Consider the following 17,836-nt stretch of genomic DNA (forward strand, 5'->3'; position numbering starts at 1 on the left):
AACAGCAACAGGGAATTCCAGATGACAAACCATCGTGACCATATCCCGGCGAAAGAGTTTCTCCAGCGGCTGGAAAGTTACCGCAAGGGCTCGATCTCGCGTCGGCACTTTCTGAACGTGACGGGTCTCGGCGCCGCCACGATGGCCATGGCGGGGGCCATGCCCGGCTTTGCGCGCCGCGCCCAAGCCCAAGGCTCGGTCGGCGACCGCGTGGTGATCGCGACATGGCCGAACTACCATGATCCCGCCAATCTCGAGGCATTTCGCAGTGCGGCTGGAGCCGCGGTCGACGTCAATGTCTTCGGCTCCAACGAGGAGATGCTTGCGAAGCTGCAGGCGGGCGGCACCGGCTGGGATGTGGTCGTCGCGACCAACTACACAATCTCGACCTATGTCCAGGAGGGGATCATCGAGGAGCTCGACCTGTCGCGCATCCCGAACTTCGACAGGGCCTCGACCGACCCGCGCTTCGCCGACCCCGGCGTCATCGACGGCAAGACCTATGCCATCCCGCGCAACATCGGCACGACCGGCTATTGCATCAACACCGCCGAGATCGACGGTGAGACGCCGACCACCTGGAAGGAATTCTGGGATCTGGCGCGTGACCAGCTGTCGGGCCGCGGCATGGTGCATGACTACCAGCTGACCGCCATCGGCAATGCGCTGAAATACTACGGCTACTCCTTCAACTCGGTCGATCCGGCCGAACTGGCGAAGGCGGAGGAGTTGCTGATCGACGCCAAGCCGCATCTCTTCGCGATCACCTCGGATTACCAGCCGTCGATGCGTTCGGGGGATGCGGCGCTGTCGATGTGCTGGACCGGCGACGCGGTGCAGTTGCAGCGCGACATCCCCGAGATCGCCTATGTGCTCGGTCGCGAGGGTGGCGAGCTCTGGTCGGACTTCTTCACCATTCCCACCTCTGCCCCGCACAAGGATGCGGCCTATGCGCTGATCAACTACCTGCTCGAGCCGAAGATGGCCGCGCAGGAGGCGCTGTTCCACGGCTATCCGACCGGAGACGCCCGAGCCGACGCGATGCTGCCCGCCGAGATGCGCGACAGCCCGATCCTGTTCCCGGCGGCGGATCTGCTGAGCGTGCTGGAGTTCGGTGCCGCCGTCACCCTGACCAACCCCGAGCGCGCCGAGGTCATGGCGCGCTTCAAGTCGGCGTAGGCGAAGAAGACGATGCGATCCTCGCTACGCACCACCCTCTTTCTGGCGCCGGCCACGGCTTGGCTGTTGTGCATGCTGGTGCTGCCACTGGTGGTCGTCATCGTCTTCAGCTTCGGCGAAAGGGGGGCCGCGGGCGGTTACGTCCCGGCCTTCACCCTCGACAACTACGCCAACCTCGCCTCCCGTTGGGGCGCCTTCCGCAACACGCTCACCCTCGCCCCGCTCGGCACCGTGCTCTGCCTGCTCATCGCCTGGCCTCTTGCCTATTTCCTAGCGCTGAAGGCCGACCCGCGCTGGCGGACCCTCCTGCTGATCCTGGTGATCGTGCCGTTCTGGACATCTATCCTGATCCGCTCCTATGCCTGGATCCAGATCCTCGGCGGCAATGGCCTGCCCTCGATCATCGCCAGCCTGGGTCTGCCACGTCCCCGCCTGATCAACACCCCCTTCGCCGTGATGGTGGGCATCGTCTACGGCTACCTTCCGCTGATGGTCTTCCCGATCTACGTCGCGCTGGAGAAGCTCGACCGGCGGTTGCTGGAGGCTTCGGCCGATCTGGGCAGCCCGCCCTGGCGCACCTTCCTGCAGGTGACGCTGCCCCTGTCGATGGCGGGCGTGGCGACGGGCTCCATGCTCGTTTTCATCCTGCTGATGGGCGAATTCCTGATTCCGCAGATCCTCGGCGGCGGGAAGGTGTTCTTCGTCGGCAACGCCTTGGTGGACCTGTTCCTGCAATCGAGGAACTGGCCCTTCGGCGCCGCAGTCGCCGCCGTGCTGGTGATCGTGATGCTGATCGCCGTGACGCTCTATCTGAAGGCCATCAAGCGGGTCTCGGGCGGGCGTGACGATGTCGCCCTGATGTGAGGCCCCACGATGCGGATCTATGCCATCGCCGTCTACCTGTTCCTCTACATCCCCATAGGCATCATCGCGCTGTTCTCCTTCAACGCCGGGCGGCATGCCACCCAGCTGACCGGGTTCTCGCTGCAATGGTATGCCAAGGCGCTGGACAACCCCTTCGTCATCGACGCGCTGAAGACCAGCTTCACGGTGGCGCTGACCTCGGCGCTCTGCGCCACCATTGCCGGCACACTGGCTGCGGTCGCGCTGCAGGGCGTGAAGGGGCGGCTGCGCACGCTCTATGACGCGGCGCTCTACATGGCGGTGATGGTGCCCGGGATCGTGATCGGCATCGCTACGCTGATCGCTCTGGTCACGGTCTTCGACCTTCTGAACCCGGTGCTGACCAGTCTGCTCGGGGCCGGCGCGCCGCAACTCGGGCTCGGCAAGGGCTCGCTGGTCGCCGCGCACGGGCTCTTCACCATGGCGCTGGTGGTGGTGATCGTCCGCGCCAGACTTCAGGGCATGGACGCCAGCCTTATGGAGGCCGCCGCCGATCTAGGCGCCCCGCCCTTCCGCAGCTTCCTGCAGATCACCCTGCCCCAGATCGCGCCTGCGGTGCTGGCCGGTTTCCTGCTCGCCTTCACCTTCAGCTTCGATGACTTCATCATCGCCTTCTTCGTCGCCGGATCCGAGACGACGCTGCCGATCTACGTCTTCTCCTCGATCCGCCGCGGCGTAACCCCCGAGATCAATGCCATCGGCACGATGGTGCTCCTCGCCTCGCTCGTCCTGCTGATCACCGCCCAGGTGATCCTGCGCCGCCGCGCGCGCTGACCCATACCGGAGTGAACTTCATGGACCTCAAAGACCGCACAGCCTTCGTCACGGCGGGGGGCGCGGGGATCGGCAGAGCGGGAGCGCTCGCCATGGCTCGCGCGGGGGCGACGGTCGTCGTCACCGATCTGGAAGCCTCGAGAGCCGAGGCGGTCGCCACCGAGATCATCGCGGCCGGCGGCCGGGCCGAAGGTTTCGGGCTGGACGTCTGCGACGACGCGGCTCTCGAGGCGACCATCCTCTCGGCAGCCGCCCGACACGGCGGGCTCGACGTGCTGCATTCCCACGCCGGCACCCAGGTGCCCGGCCGCCTGGATCAGGTGAGCGTCGCCGACATGGATCTGTCCTGGCGGCTGAACGTGCGGGCGCATTTCGTAGCGGCCAAGGCGGCGATGTCGGTCATGGTTCCGCGGCACCGCGGCTCGATCATCATCACCTCGTCGAATTCCGGCGTGCAATACGATCGCGAGATGATCGCATATTGCACCACGAAGCACGCGGTGATCGCCATGGTTCGCCAGATCGCCGTCGACTATGCCCGCCACAATATCCGCTGCAACGCGCTCTGTCCCGGCTTCGTCGACACCGTCTTCAACGCCGGCTTCGAGGCGCAGATGGGCGGACGCGCGGCGCTGGAGAACTACGTGGCCGAGACCATCCCGATGGGCCGCTTCGGCACCCCGGAAGAGATCGGCGAGGCCGTGCTCTACCTCGCCTCGGACCGCTCGGCCTTCATGACCGGTCATGCCCTGGTCATCGACGGGGCGGAATGTCTTTGAACGGAGCGAGCGCATCGTGAGTTTCCCGCCCCATCGGTAGGTCACCCAGAACAGATCAGGAAGTATAGAGACATCAACCCGGAGGCGGGTTCTGGCAGGTTCGAACCACGGCCGGCAAAGCTGCTCTGAACTGCGGCTTGTGAGCCTGACAGGCCCCATGACGATCATCGCCTGCATGCCTCAGTCCATTGGACCGGTTGGACCGTCTGGACCCGACTGCAGCCAGGCTCATCGCCAGCAGATGGCTCCGGCCACCTGAGACTCTTTCCTTCAGCCAGCGGGCGTCCCACGCCTTCAGGACATGCACATTTCGCGGCATATCATCGATCGACCGGCCTCCCGGCGGGACGGTAGGACCGTCAACATACCCTGCTTCTTCTCTTCAGACAGGGCTTTCAAACAGCGCGGGGAGATCATTGCAAACCGAAACCTCGTCCCCACCGGTTTCAAGCCCATCGTTGATTTTCTGAAGTGGGCGGTCACCGTGATCTTGGCAGTAACCAGACATCACACTGCAACGGGAGAACTCACGACTGCGCGAAAAAAAAGTTTGCGATGCGATGCGACCATTTTCGGGTGTGGGTCATAGTGATGGAGTCGGCCTAAGAATTCAGGAGGACCGACAGATGACCAGACCACCTCTTCGCATCCCGCGCGACCGGATCGAGCAGCTTCGGCAGATGCTCGACGCACTTCCCGCCAAGGCTCGCACGGAGTTCAGTGCGCGCGAGACAGTGCTCGCGCTTGAAAGGGAGATCCGCGCGGCCCTCGACAATCGTGGCTACACGCTGCGCGACATTGCGACGTTAATCAGCAGTGAAGATGCGCCGATCAGCCTCAGCACGCTTGCCACTACCTTGCGCAAGCCGCGCTCCGACGCAGGCGCGGCACAGAAGCCCAGAGTAACTGGCAACGTTGTCCTCAAGCAGGGGGCCAATCCTGCAGCCCGGCACGAACAGGAACAGCCCGCGGCGCCTGCGCCGACGGGCACCGGGCAGGGCTGAGGCGGGCATGGCGCGGACGGGAGACGGAGAGCGGCGATCAAACAGCCGCAGGCTGACAGCGACCCTCTGTCTACGGCTAAGCAGCGACGAGAAGCAGCACCTCGAGCAGCGGGCGTCGGATGGCGGATATCCCAGCCTCAGTGCCTGGGCACTCGATCGACTGCGACAGGACGGCATGGGGATGCGCGAGCGGCGGGTGGCTGCCGGGCGGCTGGGGCAGCATGCGGCGCAGCTCGCGTCTCTGGTGCGCACGGGCAAGGGGCGCGAAGGGCGGGACGTAAGAGGCGAGCTGCAGAAGCTGCAGGCCGACGTGCTGGAGATGCAGCGCCACATACTACGGGGTAATGCCGATGCTGGCGAAGAAACTCCGTAACCGGCCGCGCGCCGCAGGGGTGCTGCACAGCTTCGCCGCGAGGGTCGCCTATGTCTGTCGCAAAGCCACCCTTGCTCGCCTGTCGAACTTGGCCGGGGACTGGAAAGACGCAGCGTGGCAGATGGATGCAACGGCGGGTCTCAACCCGCGGCTGCAATCCCCCGGCTGCCATATCGTGCTCTCTTGGCACGCCATGGAGCGACCGCGCGACGCCGCAATGATCGCCGCCGCGGAGGAGGTGATCACGGCACTTGGTGGGGCGGAGCACCAGCACGTCCTCGCGGTGCACCGCGACCGCGACCATCCGCATGTGCATATCGTGCTGAACCGCGTGCATCCCGTAACAGGCAAGGTGCTCTCTGACCGGCATGATCATGCGCGTCTCGAACTGGCCTGCCGACGGATCGAGCAGCGTCACGGCTGGCCTGCGGACCGCGGCCGCTTTCAGCCCCTCGTCATCGACGGCACACTCCAACTCGCACCGCATCCTGCGTCCCATTGGCAGCGGAAGCGCGAGGCGCGCCGGGTTGGCCTGCGACCTGACGGTCAGTGCCAGTGCGCGGTTGAGCGGCGAACAGGATTTGCCTCGCTGCGCGACGTGCTGAACGCCTCGCAACTCGCGATGCTTCATCGCCGACTGAGCGCCGCGACGAGCTGGCAGGCGGTGCATGACGGTCTGCGACTGCTCGGCCTGCTCTACGCACCGCACAGCTCGGGCGCGCGCATCACGCGCTTGGTCGATGGCTGTCATATGGCCGCCAGCCAGCTTGGCCGTGCGTTTGGCCTGCCGCAGCTGCAGCGCAGGCTGGGAGCCTTCATTCCCCAGCGAGGGACGCCTTCGCGGAACGAGGTCCCCCTTGTCGACGACAGGCTCGCCGTGCCGGACGAGATCACCCAGATCCTCCGGCATGTCGATCACCAAGGCGAAGAGCGCCGCAGAGTGAGGAAAGCGCTGGCCGAGGCCCAGGCCGTCGAACGAGCGGAGGTGAAATCCCTGCTTCAGAAGGCAGCTTGGCTTCCAGCGGCACGCGCACTCCGCAGCGTGATGCGCGAGCGGCACGTCGCCGGACGCGAGGCCTTGCAGGATCGGCTTGGCCAAGGGCACGACCAGCGACAGAATGCGCTCGATCTTCTCGCCCGGCTCGACCCAACAGCGGCTTTGCGACGGCGCTACCGGCAAGCGCTGCGAACTCCAGTGACACCTGCGAGTGGCCTGACGACACACCCCGCCGTGCCGGACCATACGACGGCACGCCAAACCTGGATGCTCTTGGGGGATCACACGGATGCCGACCTGACGATGAAGCATATCCCGAAGTCACACCGGGGCGACATCCGGATTGAGGGCGCGGGCGACCTGCTCATCGCCCGTCGCGATCGGGACGAGGGTGTCATCGGGATCGAGCGCCTGACCCTCACCGCAGATGCACGGGTCGGACAGGTGGCGCGCGGCGGCAAGCGGGGTGTCGGTCTGATCGGTCCGCGGGACGCGCCGCGCTGCATCGTGGTGCGGGATGCAATCACAGGGCTTTCGGTGTCCCTGACTGTGCCAGACGCCTTGATCGTCATCCTTGAGGACCCCCGGCCAGCCGCCCTCTCCCGCCATCTGCAACGCCTCGCAGCGGATCGGAGCGTCATGATCGCCACGGATCCCGATGACGAGACATGGGCTGACACCATCCGGCAGATCCTGCCGAATGCGCGACGACGCACATGGGATGCACAGGACCTCTCGCAGTCCATCGAAGCAGGCAGACCTCGAACAGCGGAGACCGAAGACCCGCCCGAGCCCTCGCCCTTCGGATCGGCCGGGCCGTGATCATCCCGTGGTTTCCACCGACGCACGACAGGTCGAACGTCCAAGCGTCCAACCGGTCCAACCGGTCCAACCGGTCCAATGGACGCGAAAGATTTGGCATGCAGACTTCGCGGCAATCCACAGGAATCTGCGCCCGTCCTCCAGTCTGGCTGCGGCGGCGGGGTGACAGACTGCCGAAGATGCCCCAAAATGACGACACCAGCGCAGATCTGTGCGACCCCCCCAAAAAATACGAAGGATACGACACCATGCCTACCGAGGACGCATATGCGCCCGCGCCCGAAGACGCTTGCGCGCTGGACGATATCAAGGACGACACGGCAAGCGGACTGGATCAGGCCATGCCCTGCGAGATGATTTCGGTAGCTGACGTCGACGACGGTGCCGCTACAATTGGTGGCCTGCTCGGGGCTGTTGCCGCGCCCATTCCTGAAGAGGAGCAGGCCCCCCTTTCGGAAGAGGAGAGGCTTGTTGCCGAGATGACCGAAGAATTGCCCGGAGGATATGTCTACCTGAGCGAAAGGAAGCTCATCCATTACATGTCAGGCCCCTTCCCCGTGCGCCTCTGCGGTCCGCTCCGCGTGGCGGCCCTGCTGCGGGATGTTTCTGGCTCGAGCTGGTCCTATGCCGTCGAGTTCCTCGACCGCGATGGCGCGCTGCAGCGCAATGTCATTGCGGCCGCCGACTTGGTTCAGCAGCCCCGGCGCCTCGTCGCCCGTCTGATGGGTCTCGGGCTCGACGTGCGGGGCAGCGCGAACGAGCTCGTGCTCTACATCAGGAGCCTGGACCCTGCAGAGCGTGTCCGCACCACCGACCGGACCGGCTGGATCGAGCTGCCAGATCAGCCGAGTGCTTACGTGCTGACCGACGGCGCCGTTATCGCGCGCGGGGGTGGCACCCCCGTCACCTACACTGGTCAGGCTTCGGCACAGGGAAGCGCCGGCACGCTCTGCGGCTGGCAGGACAGCGTCGGTCGGCTGGCCAACGGCAACGCGGCGCTGATGATGGCCATCTCCGCGGCGCTCACCGGCCCGCTGCTGCGCCTCGTCAATATCGATACGGTCGGGATCAATTTTTTCGCGTCCACCAGCTCGGGCAAGACGACCATCCTGGAGGCAGCTCTGAGCTGTAGCCAGGATCCCTCTGAAATGCACCGCTGGAACGCGACCAACACGGCACTTGAACTGCTCGCCACCTCTGCCCAAGATGGCCTCTTGGCGATTGATGAGTTCCCATATTCACCGGAAAGGGCCATCGTCGCGGCGGCTTATGCGATCGGCAATGGCACCGGCAAGGGGCGCGGCACTGCGGATATCGCCCTTCGCGCGACCGACCGGTTCAGGACTGTGCTGCTCTCGACCTCGGAAGACCCGATCCCCGTCCACCTTGCACGCGCGAGGATGGAGTATCCGGAGGGGCTCGGGGTGCGACTGATCGATGTGCCGGTCAAATCCTGGACGCATGGCGCCTTCGACACGCTGCACGGTCATGCCGGTGGCCATGGCTTTGCCGTCGCGATCGGCGAGGCTGCGCGCGCGCATCACGGTCACCTGCTTGAAGCCTTCGTGCGCCGGCTGGTCAATAGTGAAGCAGCCCTCTGCGACGCTCTACCCGCCGTGATGAGCCGGTTCCAGACCGCAGCTTTGCACACTCTCGAGCTTGACGCGGCAAACGCCCCGGGTCCGGTCCTGCGGGTGATCGATCGGATCGGCTTGGTCGTTGTCGCAGGTACCTTGGCCGTAAATGCAGGGCTGCTGCCCTGGCCGAGGGGCTCGGTGCAAACGGCAGGCCTCGACATCCTGCGGCTCTGGCATGCCGCGCGGATCGTTCGCACGGCTGGACCCGGCGCCGTCATCCAGCGCATCAAGGACCTTGTCGCAGCAGGCCGCTTCATCGATCTCGACGATCCGGCAGCGCCGAGCGAACCGGTCGCGGGATGGAAGGATGCGCAATGGCTCTACGTCGACAGCGCGGCCTTCGCAGCCGAGATCGCCTTGGAAGACGCCCCAGGCCGGACGGCGAAGATACTGTGTGACAAGGGGTTGCTCGTCCCGGGCGGCGAGCAGAATTCGCTGCAATTCAAGCTTCCGGCCAGCCTCGTCCCCTCGCGACCGCGCACCTACCGCATCCGCCGCACCCGGCTGGCGCAGATGTAGGACGTGGCAGCGACAATTGTTGTCCGCGACTGGTGACCGGGCGCATTTCGACCATAAGGTTTGGCGGGCGGGAATAGTGTCAGCTTGCCGGCGCCACATGTGCGTTAGAGAGAGTATTCCATATTTTTTGCGAGAACGATCAAGTCACGCTGGGCAACAGATCCCGCGTGATTTTAGCTGGTCGTGATCCAGAGGGAGTTTTACGGAATTTCGACAGGATATCCACATAAAGTCGCAAATCGGCATGGCCAGGGACAGCCTTTTGGCTCGAAAGGGCGCCTTCGCATGGTAATATAAGAAACAAGGAAACACTGGCCCGGCTTAAGCTACATACGGATACCTGACGCGATGCCCACGATCCTCGAACGTTGCTACGAATTTCACACAGTCAATGCCAAGGTATTCAATTCAGCCGTCGTGTTTGAATTGGCAGAAAAGCTGGGCGTTACGATTATCTTCGAGCCAGAAGATCTACCCGATCCGGACGACGAGACGCTGAATACCTTCAATCTGCGATTGTATACCTACCACGTGGAGGGCAGCGACCTGAAGCTGGTCATCGGCTACGACGGCATTGATCACACTGCCTGCGGACGTCTTCATACTTTTCCATACCTTGAACACGCAAACGGGGTGATCAAGGACTATGTCGACAGTCCCTATTTCTGCCCCGAGCGCTATTGCCAGCGAGTAGGGGAAATTCTCGGTGTATTCGAGGAGCCACGCTCCAATTGGAGCTACCACCCGTTTTTTAACCAGTAGCAACAGTAAATCCGATCAACTCTCGGGACGAGGATACGTACCCCAGACCCAGAGATGGCCAGTATCATCGGAGACTGATTGCATCGACAGCGGTGCACCGATATCAACAATGAGGACTAAGAAAATGACGAACACCAATTCAATTGCTATTCCTGCGCGCCGCTCCGCACCGATCGTTGCTGATGAGAAGATCGCTGCTCGCAAGCTCGGGGTAAAGATCGAGGAGACCATTTTTCAGCCGCGGGTCGTTGTCGGCAAGCACCAGTTCTCGGTTTACGGCTACATGCTTGATGACGGACGGGTCTTGGTCATCGCGAGCAACACCCGCGGTTTCGGCGCTGACATCAAGACGTCTGAAGAATTCGACGACGCACACGATACTGCTTATCAGAACTGCGTTGGCCCGGTTAATTTCAACGCAAATGCGGTAGAAGAGCTCGGCAGGTTGCTCCGCCTGCCGACGCTCGAAGATCTCGCCTGCGTCTGATGGCGTCCGGTGCCCCGGCCCCGCGAGGGCCGGGAGTTCCTCCAGCCTCTGTGATTTCAGTGGCGTTAGCCTATTTATGATGTTGCCCATGTAACGCCTCAGGTGATCATATCTGAGATGCGCATCGACGCGAATAAGTAGTCTGCTTTCCGGAAACGACGTTCGGTCGCTGCATACCCGACTGCCTTAGCGGTTGGATCCGCTCCGGCCAGAAGCTGTCACGTTCCGATGAACTACTTCAGGTGACAATCAGACCTTGGGGTAGGCGAGTCAGACCTGAATACCTTTGGTTCCCAGCCACTCGACGAGCGCACGCCTGATCATCTCGGGTCGCGTGGGCAGGTCTTTTTCCTTTCGGCGTTGATCGTCGATTGCCTCGATGATCTCGCGCGCAAGGCGGAGGTTGACAGCCTCCGTGTCGACACGCGGCCGACCTCTTTGGTTTTTTTCTTTCATGGCGCCATTTAATCCGTTGACAGATGGTTTATTGGTGCCATATATTGTGAGCGGAGGCAAGGGCTGCAACCCCCTGCCTCCGCTCTAACCAGAGCAAATCTTTGGATAAGGAAAGATCGACAATGGCTGATGACATCCGTAGCACCATCCCCGCCGCCACGAAAGACCGTGGCTACACGCCCTCGGCAATCTCGACCGCCTTCTCGACCCTCCTCGGCACGCTGGCGCGGCACGTTGAGGCGGAGCGCAACATTGAGGATGTCGATATTTGGGACCCGGCATTTCGCAACTGGCTGACGGACGCGGAGGAGGCCCATGCCGAGGTCGCACGCTTGCTGACCGGTATCCGGGCAACCGAGATCTCACGCGCTGAAGACAAGCCGCTGCTGCGTATGGCAATGCTGCTCGATCACATGATGTGTTCCGAGGAGCCCGACGCCTTCTTGACGTTCCGTCCCCTGCTGATGCGGTTCGACGGACTGTTCCGCTGCCCCGGCGAGGATCCGGCTGCCACCCGCGTCGATCGGATGCTGCTCAGCGCGCGGGCCCGGATCGACGAGATGGCGGCGCTCGATCTCTATGCCCCCGCCGAAGGCCACGCCCTTCCGCAGGAGATCGCCCTCGAGGACGAGATCCCGGCCGAGGCGCCCCGCTTCCTCTGATCTGACTTAACGCTCGCACCATCGCGTCCCCGCGCCCTGCGGGGAGCGACGACCTGCGTCCCTTCCTCTCTTCGTCCGCAGTTCGCGGCGGTGCCCAGTGCACCGCTCCGGAAGCCCTATGGCCTGTGGACGGAATTCTTTGCTATATTCAGGAGCCCCGACATGATGAACGCCTCTTCGAAGACGATGACCATCTGCGGCAGTGAGCATCCGTTGATCGCCCTGCCCTTGATGCCCGCCTGGATCGCAGCAGCCCGCGAAAAGGGCTACGACCTCGTCGCTCGGGTCAGTGATCGCTACCATCTGGCGCTCCGCTGCCACCGGTGCAGTGATGTCAGCATCGCGAAGATTTTCACCCTGCGGACGGCGCAGCCTCTGTGCCCCTCCTGTCTCGTGGCCGGTCGCGCCGAGGCGGCGCGGCAAGCCGATCTGACCTACCTGCGGTGCTGCGATCACGACCGGCATTACGCGATCTATCGGATGCCCTGCGGCCACGAGGTTCGCCGCCAGATCGGTTTCGTTCAGCGGGTTGGCGGCGCCGAGGTGGGCCTGCGCTGCAAGGTCTGCCTCGAGGAACGGCTTGCTTCTGAATCAGCCGCACGCGGCTGGCAGCTCCTGGGCCCCGCGGCCGGTGCGCGCTTGCACTACCGGCGGTATCGGCACCGGTGCGGCCACGAGCAGGATACGGCGATTGCAAACATGCACACCGGCCGCTTCGGCTGCGGCGGTTGCGGAACCGGCTGGTGGCGCGAGGAGAGCCAGATCTACCTGATGCGCTTCACCTTGCCGAACAGCCGCACCCTTCTCAAGGTGGGCTACTCGCGCGATCCTGGCATGCGTCTCGCCAACCAGCTGCTTCGCTGCCGCAATGTCCCGGCGGAGATCCTGAGGACAATCGGGATGCCGAGCGGACAGGCGGCCATCCGGGCCGAGAAGAGGATCCACACGGAGTTGCGCCGCCACCGGCCGGATGCCGTGGTGCCTCATGCAGTGTTTGCGAACCTGCTGAAGGTACGGACGGAGATCTATGAGCCTGATCTCCTCCAGTTCATCCTCCAGCTGTTTGGCGATCTCGAGGCGGGCAATGACATGCCGTCGGCAGGGGCTCCGGAAGACTAGATCCGACGTTCCGGAGGCACAGCCGGCGTCGCGTGCTCACCCTTCGGAAGCCCCTTGACCCGTGCGGGGGTTCCGGAACGCCGGCACCGGGTCTCCGGATGCCTGTCATGTTTTCCGGGCCCTGCAGGTTCCGGAGGATGACCGGCTGCTGCATCTGCCGGGCATTTGGAGCGCCGTCTCCGGAACCGACGCCTTGAGCTTTGACGCCAATTTCCGGAAGCCACGCTCCCGCCTCCGGAACCACCACCCTTCTGTTCCACGCCCTCTGACCGGGTGTCGGCAGCCAAACCCGCGGCCTCCGGAACCTGCCCTTTCTCCAAAGGATCTCGCCCATGCCCCAACATAGCATCCCTTCCCCGCCCGCCTGGCTGCCGCTCGCGGAAGCGGCCATCGCAAGTCTGCGCCAACACGAGACCGTCCAGACGACCTGCGTCTCCCCCTCGAAGGCCGCCGGAAGGCCTCGGAACCTGACAGATATTCTCCGGGACGCCGACGCCGTGGATCCGCTGCCGCCGGAGCTACGGGATGAGTTGATAGAGGACGGCGCCGATCCGGAGGCCATCGACCCGACCACTTGGGCCCATCGTCCCGCAGGCTGGATCGCGCCTCAGCGCCTGCTGCTGACGATCCGGCTGGCCGCTCTGCTGGGCTCCCGGGAGAGGCTGGAGGCTTGGCTAGCGCCATCGGCGGTCACCGTGATCTCGGGTGTCGACGACGTGGATCTGCTGCGACGGACGCTGCGTCGGGGATATCTGCCTTCCAGCTGGCGCACAGTCGAGCGGGCCGGCGAAGCCGACGCCCAACCCGCGCTTGCGGTAATTGCTCCGGAGATCACCTCCGGTCGGGTCACGCCCGCCGCGCGGACTCGATTTGTCGAGCTGATCGAGGAGACCCTGGATGCGCGGGAGCCGGTGCTGGTCGCGCTGCCGGACGGTCTGCATCTGCCTGACGACCTTGCCGGACTCCTGCCGTCCGCCCTGCCCCTGCCTGCGATTGATCGGGCGATCCTGATCACGCTTCTGCGCCACACGCATTCGGCGACGGGCCGGGTCAACGAGGCCGCGGTCCGTAACGCCCTTCCTAATGACCGCGCCCTAGCCCGGCTGTCACGAGCCCAGTTCCGGATTGCTCTGCGCGCCGACACCGCCTTGGCCGTGGCACAGCGGCTCGCCGAGACCGGCGCGCGACAGTCTGCACCATCCGCCTCCGCCGCCCCGGCGCTGGAGGATATCACGGGATCTTCCGAAGCGCTGTCCGCCGCGCGCCGCATGGTTGCCGATCTGCAGGCTTGGCAGCGCGGTGAGGTGGCATGGTCGGAGCTGACACGCTCGCTCCTGCTCTACGGTCCTCCCGGCACCGGCAAAACGTGGTTGGCGCGCGCGATGGGCGCCAGCGCCGGCATCAGCGTGGTCGAAGCCTCCTACGCCGGCTGGCAGGCCGCCGGTCATCTCGGGGACTTGCTGCGCGAGATGTGCAGGTCCTTCGCCGAGGCGCGCAAGGTGGCGCCGTCGATCCTGTTCATCGACGAGATCGACGCCGCCGGCTCGCGCGAGGCATCGGACGAGCACGGCAGCTCCTATAGGCGGCAGGCAATCTCCGGACTTCTGACCGAACTGGACAGCATCGCCCGGCACGAGGGGGTGATCGTGGTCGGTGCCTGCAACCATCTCCGGGCACTCGATCCGGCCATCCTCCGGCCAGGACGCCTGGACCTGCACGTCGAAGTGCCGCTGCCCGACGCCGAAGCTCTCGCAGGCATTCTGGCGCGACACCTGCACAGTGAGTTTGGCGCCGATGCGCTGGAGACACTCGCCCGCCGCGCGGTCGGCCACAGCGCTGCAAGCGTCGATGCCGCCGTGCGTGAGGCGCGCTCGGTTGCGCGGCATAGTGGTCGCCCGCTGACGCTGGACGATGTCGCCACCTGCCTACGACTCGACGACGTGGACCCCTCGGTCGCCTGGCGGATCGCCGTGCATGAGTGCGGCCACGCCATCGTCGCGACGGCGCTCGACCGAAGCCGGGTAATCCGCATGACGCTGCTGCCAGACGGCGGCGAGACGGTTCGACGTAACACCCCAAATGCCTCGCTCGAGGGGGACGTGACGGGCGAACTGGCTGTGCATCTGGCCGGACGTGCGGCCGAGCGCCTCGTGTTCGCCGCCGCCTCCGGAGGCTCCGGCGGAGCGCGGCAGTCGGACCTCGCGGCGGCAACAGAGCTGGCCTTGGCCTACCATACCAGGCTGGGTCTCGGCTGCCGCGGCCTGATCTGGTCGGATGTGAATGTCGAGGTGGCGCTCCGCGACCCCCAGATCCACGAACGGGTGCGGCAACAGCTCGTGAGCGCTGAGGCCCGGGCTAGTCAGATCCTGACAGCCCGCCTCGCTCTGTTGATCGCAATGGCAACCGCCCTCCTCAAACAGCGCAGGCTGGCGGGCTCGGATCTGGCGGACTGGCTCGACCGCGTGCCGCGCGAAGCGGAGGTGGACGCCGCTACAGCACCGACACAGCCTGCTTTCGGGTGTGACGATGCGCAGCAGGGCTGTCGTTCCGCGCCATGACAAGCGAGAGCGGACTGGCCGCGGAAGGGGACGCAGCAGCAACCCGCATGGCCCAGAATGAGAACTGCCTTCCCTGCCACAAGGGTGGGCGGCGACTTGGCTTCCCGGATACCGGCGGCAATTAGCCAATGCCTGCGTTTGGAAGCGCGCGCAGATTATCGCGCAATGGGATCGGACGGTCAGAGTGGAGTGTATCTTCTTTGTGCTTACAGGGGGGAAGGAGCAGATTTTTCGGCCTCAGCATTTTTTTGTTTTCTTGTCTTCAGGGGAGAATGAGGGCCGCTGCCCTTCGGCGCGGCTTTTGTTTTTTCTCTCAACTTTTGGACAAGTGGTAAGAGCCGCCGTTCGGCGGCAGTTCTTTGTATTTCTTTTCGAGCAGGGGAGAGCCTGAAGACCACTTGATCTGCCCAGCGGGCGTCTTACCGCGGCGCCACGGAAGACGTGGCAGCAACCCGGCCATGCCGCCATGCAGTTTTCTTTCGCGCAGGGCGGTTGGAGCTTGACCCGTATCGCTGTTCATTACCCCGCTTCTCGGTCGCGCCGCATCCGTTTTGCAATAACATGGAAGTTTCTCGCTTTAGAACGAATGCTGCGCCCCCCTGCCGATCCACAGGCCGCTCGCCAACACGCTTGCACGACCGCTCCGTGCTGCTGACCTGCCGGAAGGCGAAGTTATTAACATGTAATGCGCCCATTCGGCGTCCAAACGGACCAATTTCCAGCCTTCGCCCCTCCGTCCTCCCGCCCATCCGAGGTATGATGTTCACGAGCAGCACCGGAGCCAGTTCCGGACAGTCGAAGAACAACATCACCCGCCGCGAGAGCCTCGCGTGCGGGACCGGAGAAGGCACGCCATGGCGCGGGAACGGAAGATCATTGCACGGAAAGGGCCGACGTTGTCGGCGCCGGCCACGCAATCTTCCGACGTCCCGCTTGCATCAACGCAGCTCCCAGAGGACCATCGGGCTCAATTGCTGATGCTGGTCCGCGCTCTCGCCCGCGACGCGGCGCGTGCCGACCATGCAGCTGAGCGCGGCTCCAACTGATACCCACCGCTCCCCGAGGAGGTTCGCCATGTCAAACAGCCTGCGCGCGGCGATCTACGCCCGCTTCTCTTCCGACCTGCAGCGTGACGCGTCGCTCGACGACCAGATCCGCGCCTGTCGGGACTACGCGGCCCGGCAAGGCCTGGAGGTGGTCGAGGTCTATACCGACCGCGCCATCTCCGGCGCGAGCCTGATGCGCAGCGGCATCCAGAAGCTGATGCGGGACGCCCGCACCGACCGCTTCGATGTGGTCATCGCCCATGCACTGGACCGGCTGTCACGTAACCAGGCGGACATCGCCAGCATCTTCGAGCAGTTCCAGTTCTCGAACATCGCCATCGAGACCGTTTCGGAAGGCAGCGTCTCGGAACTGCACATCGGGTTCAAGGGTGCCATGAACGCGCTCTTCCTGCGCGACCTCTCGAAGAAGACGCGGGAGGGCCTGCGCGGTCGGGCGATCGCCGGCAAATCCGCCGGCGGCCTCACCTATGGCTACCGCGTGGTGCGCGCCTTCACCGAGGACGGCGAGCCGATCCGCGGCGACCGGCTGATCGAGCCCCCGGAGGCAGCAGTCGTGCGCCGCATCTTCGAGGACTATGCCAAGGGCGCCTCGCCGAAGAAGATCGCCGAACAGCTGAACAAGGAGGGCATCCCCGGTCCGCGCGGCGGGCCGTGGGGCAGTTCCACAATCCAGGGCAATCGCGAGCGCGGCACCGGCATCTTGAACAACGAGCTTTATACCGGCGTCCAGATCTGGAACCGGCTGACCTATGTGAAGGAGCCGGGCAGCGGCAAGCGCATCTCGCGGCTGAACGACGAGAGCGCGTGGCAGGTGACCGAGGTGCCAGATCTGCGGATCATCGACGACGCCCTTTGGCAGGCGGCACGCCAACGTCAGGGCGGGCTGAAGGTGAAGGGCACCGACACGCCGGTCTGGGACCGCCGCCGTCCGAAGTTCCTGCTGTCCGGGCTGATGGCCTGCGGCTGCTGCGGGGGCGGGTTTGCCAAGATCTCCAAGGATGCCTTCGGCTGCTCCTCTGCGCGCAACAAGGGCAGCGCCGTCTGCACCAACATGCTGTCCATCCGCCGCACGGATCTCGAAGCCGCCGTGCTGACCGCGCTGGAACATCACCTCATGGACCCCGAGCTGGTCGAAGCTTTTTGCCTGGCCTATGCCGAAGAGCGCAACCGGCTGCAGGCCACCGCCTCCGCCGGCCGCGCCGGGCTGGAGAAGGAACTGGCCCAGGTCACGCGGGATCACGCCCGGCTGGTGGAAGCCATCATCGCCGGCGTGCCCGCCGATCAGGTGAAGGACAAGATGATCGCACTCGACGCCCGCCGGAAGACGCTCGAGACGCACCTCTCCGCCACCCCCGTGCAGCACCCGCTGCGGATCCACCCGTCGATGGCGAGGACCTACCGCGACCGCGTAGCGACACTGATCCGCGCCCTGGGCGATGCCGAGGGCATGGAGGAGGCCAAGGAGGTTGTGCGCTCCCTGATCGACCGGATCGTGTTGACCCCTGCCCCCGACGGCAAATCTCTCACCATCGATCTGGAGGGCGCGCTGGCCGGACTGCTGGCGCTGGCGACGGGTCGGCCTCTCCAGGAGGTGAGGCAGGCGTCAGACAAGCAAAAAGCCCCGGGCGGCGAGCGCGGGGCTGTTGATATCATTGGAAAATTAGTGTTGGTTGCGGGGACAGGATTTGAACCTGTGACCTTCAGGTTATGAGCCTGACGAGCTACCGGGCTGCTCCAC

16 protein-coding genes are annotated in these 17,836 nt (G+C 64.6%); 14 read left to right on the forward strand and 2 right to left on the reverse strand.

The window, feature by feature from the left end:
• Positions 1-21: 21 nt before the first annotated feature.
• From AC3A5Z_RS22975 to AC3A5Z_RS23020, 10 genes are all read left to right on the forward strand, one after another.
• Positions 22-1,179, forward strand: coding sequence for an ABC transporter substrate-binding protein (locus AC3A5Z_RS22975; RefSeq protein ID WP_487521598.1), 1,158 nt, complete (start codon positions 22-24; stop codon positions 1,177-1,179).
• A 12-nt stretch (positions 1,180-1,191) separates the two neighbouring features.
• Positions 1,192-2,043, forward strand: a complete 852-nt coding sequence (locus AC3A5Z_RS22980; RefSeq protein ID WP_487521599.1) for an ABC transporter permease — start codon at positions 1,192-1,194, stop codon at positions 2,041-2,043.
• Positions 2,044-2,052: 9 nt separating this feature from the next.
• Positions 2,053-2,856 (forward strand): ABC transporter permease, encoded by an 804-nt coding sequence (locus AC3A5Z_RS22985; protein WP_487521600.1) that lies wholly within the window; start codon positions 2,053-2,055, stop codon positions 2,854-2,856.
• A 20-nt stretch (positions 2,857-2,876) separates the two neighbouring features.
• Positions 2,877-3,635, forward strand: coding sequence for an SDR family NAD(P)-dependent oxidoreductase (locus AC3A5Z_RS22990; RefSeq protein ID WP_487521601.1), 759 nt, complete (start codon positions 2,877-2,879; stop codon positions 3,633-3,635).
• A 626-nt stretch (positions 3,636-4,261) separates the two neighbouring features.
• Positions 4,262-4,639 carry a hypothetical protein gene (locus AC3A5Z_RS22995; RefSeq protein WP_487521602.1) on the forward strand — a complete coding sequence of 126 codons (378 nt, stop codon included), beginning with the start codon at positions 4,262-4,264 and terminating at the stop codon, positions 4,637-4,639.
• 7 nt (positions 4,640-4,646) lie between these two features.
• Positions 4,647-5,012 carry a hypothetical protein gene (locus AC3A5Z_RS23000; RefSeq protein ID WP_487521603.1) on the forward strand — a complete coding sequence of 122 codons (366 nt, stop codon included), beginning with the start codon at positions 4,647-4,649 and terminating at the stop codon, positions 5,010-5,012.
• Positions 4,990-6,831, forward strand: coding sequence for a relaxase/mobilization nuclease domain-containing protein (locus tag AC3A5Z_RS23005; RefSeq protein WP_487521604.1), 1,842 nt, complete (start codon positions 4,990-4,992; stop codon positions 6,829-6,831). The genes AC3A5Z_RS23000 and AC3A5Z_RS23005 overlap by 23 nt, the downstream gene beginning before the upstream one ends.
• A gap of 248 nt (positions 6,832-7,079) precedes the next feature.
• Positions 7,080-8,987 carry a DUF927 domain-containing protein gene (locus tag AC3A5Z_RS23010; RefSeq protein ID WP_487521605.1) on the forward strand — a complete coding sequence of 636 codons (1,908 nt, stop codon included), beginning with the start codon at positions 7,080-7,082 and terminating at the stop codon, positions 8,985-8,987.
• 348 nt (positions 8,988-9,335) lie between these two features.
• Positions 9,336-9,749, forward strand: coding sequence for a calponin homology domain-containing protein (locus AC3A5Z_RS23015; protein ID WP_487521606.1), 414 nt, complete (start codon positions 9,336-9,338; stop codon positions 9,747-9,749).
• 124 nt (positions 9,750-9,873) lie between these two features.
• The gene (locus AC3A5Z_RS23020; RefSeq protein ID WP_487521607.1) at positions 9,874-10,236 is read left to right on the forward strand and encodes a hypothetical protein; all 363 of its coding nucleotides are present in this window, start codon (positions 9,874-9,876) and stop codon (positions 10,234-10,236) included.
• A 270-nt stretch (positions 10,237-10,506) separates the two neighbouring features.
• Here AC3A5Z_RS23020 and AC3A5Z_RS23025 read toward each other — a convergent pair whose 3' ends face one another.
• Positions 10,507-10,692, reverse strand: a complete 186-nt coding sequence (locus tag AC3A5Z_RS23025) for a hypothetical protein (RefSeq protein WP_487521608.1) — start codon at positions 10,690-10,692, stop codon at positions 10,507-10,509.
• Between the two features lie 122 nt (positions 10,693-10,814).
• On the opposite strand from AC3A5Z_RS23025, the gene AC3A5Z_RS23030 reads away from it, so the two are divergent.
• The 3 genes from AC3A5Z_RS23030 (at position 10,815) to AC3A5Z_RS23040 (ending at position 15,031) form a co-directional block, all read left to right on the forward strand.
• On the forward strand, positions 10,815-11,354 hold the full coding sequence (locus AC3A5Z_RS23030) for a hypothetical protein (protein ID WP_487521609.1): 540 nt from the start codon (positions 10,815-10,817) through the stop codon (positions 11,352-11,354).
• Positions 11,355-11,516: 162 nt separating this feature from the next.
• Complete coding sequence (locus tag AC3A5Z_RS23035; RefSeq protein WP_487521610.1) at positions 11,517-12,473, forward strand: GIY-YIG nuclease family protein; 957 nt, start codon at positions 11,517-11,519, stop codon at positions 12,471-12,473.
• Positions 12,474-12,805: 332 nt separating this feature from the next.
• Complete coding sequence (locus AC3A5Z_RS23040; RefSeq protein WP_487521611.1) at positions 12,806-15,031, forward strand: AAA family ATPase; 2,226 nt, start codon at positions 12,806-12,808, stop codon at positions 15,029-15,031.
• Between the two features lie 313 nt (positions 15,032-15,344).
• Here AC3A5Z_RS23040 and AC3A5Z_RS23045 read toward each other — a convergent pair whose 3' ends face one another.
• Positions 15,345-15,551, reverse strand: coding sequence for a hypothetical protein (locus AC3A5Z_RS23045; protein WP_487521612.1), 207 nt, complete (start codon positions 15,549-15,551; stop codon positions 15,345-15,347).
• 554 nt (positions 15,552-16,105) lie between these two features.
• Between AC3A5Z_RS23045 and AC3A5Z_RS23050 the strand changes: the two genes are divergently transcribed.
• Positions 16,106-17,809 carry a recombinase family protein gene (locus tag AC3A5Z_RS23050; protein ID WP_487521613.1) on the forward strand — a complete coding sequence of 568 codons (1,704 nt, stop codon included), beginning with the start codon at positions 16,106-16,108 and terminating at the stop codon, positions 17,807-17,809.
• Positions 17,810-17,836: the final 27 nt, after the last annotated feature.

The sequence above is a fragment of the Cereibacter sp. Soil_C_27 genome (genome assembly GCF_057657095.1).

What these genes read in the sequence shown, in the direction of transcription:
- AC3A5Z_RS23020 (WP_487521607.1), top strand. Translation starts at nt 9,874, where the DNA reads ATGACGAACACCAATTCAATTGCTATTCCTGCGCGCCGCTCCGCACCG.
- AC3A5Z_RS23025 (WP_487521608.1), bottom strand. Translation starts at nt 10,692, where the DNA reads ATGAAAGAAAAAAACCAAAGAGGTCGGCCGCGTGTCGACACGGAGGCT.
- AC3A5Z_RS23050 (WP_487521613.1), top strand. Translation starts at nt 16,106, where the DNA reads ATGTCAAACAGCCTGCGCGCGGCGATCTACGCCCGCTTCTCTTCCGAC.
- AC3A5Z_RS23045 (WP_487521612.1), bottom strand. Translation starts at nt 15,551, where the DNA reads ATGAACAGCGATACGGGTCAAGCTCCAACCGCCCTGCGCGAAAGAAAA.
- AC3A5Z_RS22980 (WP_487521599.1), top strand. Translation starts at nt 1,192, where the DNA reads ATGCGATCCTCGCTACGCACCACCCTCTTTCTGGCGCCGGCCACGGCT.
- AC3A5Z_RS22985 (WP_487521600.1), top strand. Translation starts at nt 2,053, where the DNA reads ATGCGGATCTATGCCATCGCCGTCTACCTGTTCCTCTACATCCCCATA.
- AC3A5Z_RS23015 (WP_487521606.1), top strand. Translation starts at nt 9,336, where the DNA reads ATGCCCACGATCCTCGAACGTTGCTACGAATTTCACACAGTCAATGCC.
- AC3A5Z_RS23040 (WP_487521611.1), top strand. Translation starts at nt 12,806, where the DNA reads ATGCCCCAACATAGCATCCCTTCCCCGCCCGCCTGGCTGCCGCTCGCG.
- AC3A5Z_RS22990 (WP_487521601.1), top strand. Translation starts at nt 2,877, where the DNA reads ATGGACCTCAAAGACCGCACAGCCTTCGTCACGGCGGGGGGCGCGGGG.
- AC3A5Z_RS22995 (WP_487521602.1), top strand. Translation starts at nt 4,262, where the DNA reads ATGACCAGACCACCTCTTCGCATCCCGCGCGACCGGATCGAGCAGCTT.
- AC3A5Z_RS23010 (WP_487521605.1), top strand. Translation starts at nt 7,080, where the DNA reads ATGCCTACCGAGGACGCATATGCGCCCGCGCCCGAAGACGCTTGCGCG.
- AC3A5Z_RS22975 (WP_487521598.1), top strand. Translation starts at nt 22, where the DNA reads ATGACAAACCATCGTGACCATATCCCGGCGAAAGAGTTTCTCCAGCGG.
- AC3A5Z_RS23035 (WP_487521610.1), top strand. Translation starts at nt 11,517, where the DNA reads ATGATGAACGCCTCTTCGAAGACGATGACCATCTGCGGCAGTGAGCAT.
- AC3A5Z_RS23005 (WP_487521604.1), top strand. Translation starts at nt 4,990, where the DNA reads ATGCTGGCGAAGAAACTCCGTAACCGGCCGCGCGCCGCAGGGGTGCTG.
- AC3A5Z_RS23030 (WP_487521609.1), top strand. Translation starts at nt 10,815, where the DNA reads ATGGCTGATGACATCCGTAGCACCATCCCCGCCGCCACGAAAGACCGT.
- AC3A5Z_RS23000 (WP_487521603.1), top strand. Translation starts at nt 4,647, where the DNA reads ATGGCGCGGACGGGAGACGGAGAGCGGCGATCAAACAGCCGCAGGCTG.